This is a genomic window from Peribacillus sp. NPDC058002 (genome assembly GCF_042886655.1).
In the GTDB taxonomy this organism is placed as follows: Bacteria; Bacillota; Bacilli; order Bacillales; family DSM-1321; genus Peribacillus; species Peribacillus aracenensis.
Map to the genome: position 1 here is coordinate 1 of NZ_JBHVQU010000417.1, position 2,174 is coordinate 2,174.

At 38.4% G+C, this 2,174-nt stretch carries 2 protein-coding genes and 1 pseudogene; all 3 read left to right on the plus strand.

The genetic code is table 11. The features are described 5' to 3' along the window. A partial coding sequence (locus ACFVSH_RS25780; RefSeq protein ID WP_387708615.1) for a polymorphic toxin type 15 domain-containing protein occupies nt 1-1,019 on the plus strand: 1,019 nt, incomplete at its 5' end. A 19-nt stretch (nt 1,020-1,038) separates the two neighbouring features. After that, the gene (locus ACFVSH_RS25785) at nt 1,039-1,587 is read left to right on the plus strand and encodes a T6SS immunity protein Tdi1 domain-containing protein (protein WP_387598347.1); all 549 of its coding nucleotides are present in this window, start codon (nt 1,039-1,041) and stop codon (nt 1,585-1,587) included. A gap of 35 nt (nt 1,588-1,622) precedes the next feature. Then, a pseudogene (locus ACFVSH_RS25790) lies at nt 1,623-1,877 on the plus strand (hypothetical protein); the annotation flags it as partial. Nucleotides 1,878-2,174 lie beyond the last annotated feature (297 nt).

A 2,174-nucleotide genomic window follows, 5' to 3' on the forward strand; every position in this document is an offset into this window, starting at 1 on the left:
GGGCCATCAAAGGCGGCAGCGCCATCTACAAAACCGCCAAAGGACTCAACGCAGCGAACCACGCGCTCGATGCCTATAAAACGACAAAAGGCTTTAGCCTCCTTCAGAAAACCGAATACGGGATATACGGACTCCTCGCAGCCAACGGCCTCTTTGAGGCGGCCACCGGCAAAGACATGTTCGGCAACCAGCTAACCGAGGAACAGCGCCAGAACGGGCTGTTGATGGCACTCGGAATCGGCGGTGTGGCAGGTGCGGCCAAAGTCGCCGATAAAGTGGCGAGTGGTACAAAGTTCGTCCCATACAGCAAGGAATTTGCGCAAAGGCAGGTTCAGAAGGCAAAAGTATTCGGCCGGCAAATCGGCAATGTGGAAGTACCTCTTCGTATCAGGGTCGAAGAGTTAGCCACGGCGTATGGAAACAACTACAAGCATGTCACTTTTGATAAAACGACTATTAAGGATATAGTACAGAAGTTTGCGGTGAAGAGTGATGGTGGTAAGGTTACGGGTATAGTATACCATGTCCAAAGAATCTCAGAAATAGAAGTCAAGTTCAAGCAAAATCCTAATCACAATGCAGAAGAATTCACAAGACAGTTAAAAGACCAAGAAAAAGGGTTGAATGGTTTAACTATTGAAGAGTATTTAAAGAATAGAGAAAGATATATAGAAGAAGGAAGAGCTTTAGAAGGGAATGCAGCTCAAAAGGCTGCAAGAGTAAAAGCTTATTTAGATAAAGTTGATGAGTTAAGGGAGACAGGCTTATCTAGAAAAGAATCAGAAAAGCAGGCTACGGTATGGATAAATGAACAGGCTGCGTTACATAATCCAGATCAAATAGCTGGTGGCAATCCACTTGATATTGGTGGAATGGGAGATAAAAGGGTTAATTCATCCCTTGGTTCGCAATGGAGATATAGAATTGATGTTATAGATGAACAAATAAAATCTGTTGCAGCTAGTATGACGCAAGTGGATAAAAAGTCAATATACTTAAATGTGAAATTAATACAATGAAATAGAGGTGACTATAAAAATGTCAACTACCATTTTTGATAACTTTAAATTATTTGAAAAAGCACAAGCAGAAACTATTAATAATTTTTATGGTTATATACCTGAACAAGTATTAGAAGTGTGGAAGATATATGGTTTTGGTAGTATATTAAACGGGTATTTAAATATCGTTAACCCAGAAGAGTATCAGGAACTATTAAAGGATGTATATGTAAGAAACGAGGATGCTCTAGTTTTGTTTACTACATCAATGGGGGATCTAGTTGTTTGGGAAGATAATAAATATTTAATTTTACTTAATTTTAGAAAGGGTGAAATTAAAGGGATATCGTCCGGTTTTAAATACTTCTTTCCTGATTTAGAGGATGAATCATTTTACCAAGAAATATTAGAATGGAATCCTTATCCTGAAGCAGTTGATAAATATGGAGAGCCAGATTTTGATGAATGCTTTGGTTTTACCCCTCTGCTTGGATTAGGTGGACCCGAGAAAGTGGAAAACTTGAAAAAGGTGAAACTTATTGAGCATATTTATCTGATTGCTCAATTCATGGGACCAATCGAATAAGGGAGAACCAATCAAGTTGAAAAGATTATAATTATGAAGATCTATCAGATTCAGATAATCACGAAAGAAGGGTTATTTGTGAATATACTTGCTTGGGTCTTTTACCTGAATCTGAATATGATAAGAATATTTTAGAAGAATACCTTAAGAATGAATATTGGAGGACAAGAAGAGTTTGTTCTTTTTGTATGACCTTAACGCAAAAGTTAAGGTCTTTTGTCTTTTCATTGTTGAAATATGAAAATATATCATTTTACGTCATATCTGGCTCCTCCGATGATAGGTTGTAAGGACTTAAAATCATACAGATTTATTTACAGCAAGGAATTCAAAGGCAGGTTCAGTACGCAAAAGCTTCAATAACAGACATAGCGAGATCAGGAAAAACCACGTTAAAAAATATAGGTGAAGCAATCGGTAAAAAAGAAATCCCTAAACGGATAAGTATGGAACAAGTCTCCCTCGCAGGAGGACCAACCCTTCGCCAGGTTATGATGGAAAAGCAGACAATTAAGGAAGCCTATCAGAAATTTACGGTGAAGGATAGCAAAGTAGAGGGTGTTTCAGGGGAGAGTATTCCTAAGGGC

Bases quoted from the DNA above. Each gene is read 5' to 3' on its own strand.
- ACFVSH_RS25785 (WP_387598347.1), top strand. From the start codon at position 1,039: ATGTCAACTACCATTTTTGATAACTTTAAATTATTTGAAAAAGCACAA.